The sequence below is a fragment of the Variovorax glucosi genome (genome assembly GCF_051216695.1).
Taxonomy (GTDB): domain Bacteria; phylum Pseudomonadota; class Gammaproteobacteria; order Burkholderiales; family Burkholderiaceae_C; genus Variovorax.
The window spans coordinates 1-320 of the sequence record NZ_JBPJZE010000424.1 but is presented as its reverse complement, the minus strand read 5'-3'; the positions used below and the strand labels follow the sequence as shown (position 1 = coordinate 320).

1 protein-coding gene is annotated in these 320 nt (G+C 72.8%); it reads right to left on the bottom strand.

The annotated features are described in order from the left end of the window. A partial coding sequence (locus tag ACSFA3_RS26205; RefSeq protein WP_435508216.1) for a response regulator occupies window positions 1-320 on the bottom strand: 320 nt, incomplete at both ends.

Sequence of the window (320 nt, the reverse complement as noted above, 5' to 3'; positions counted from 1 at the left end):
GCACGGCCGGTGGCGGCACCTCCGCCGCGCCGGGATCGAGCAGGCCGCAGGCGCGGATGAAGCTCACCACTTCCTTCAGGTCGGCCGACTTCGGCAGGAAGGCGGCGGCGCCCAGCGCGAGCACGCCCTGCGCCAGCGTGCTGTTGCCGGTGCCCGAGAGCACCACGATCCGCGCGGCGGGAAAGCGCAGCCGGAACTCGGCCACGCCGCTCAGGCCGTGCGTGTCGGGCAGGGCCAGGTCGAGCAGCACGAGGCCGATGGAAGCCTGATGGGTTTCGTACAGCGCGAGCGCGTCGGCGACGTTGGCGGCCTCGAAGACT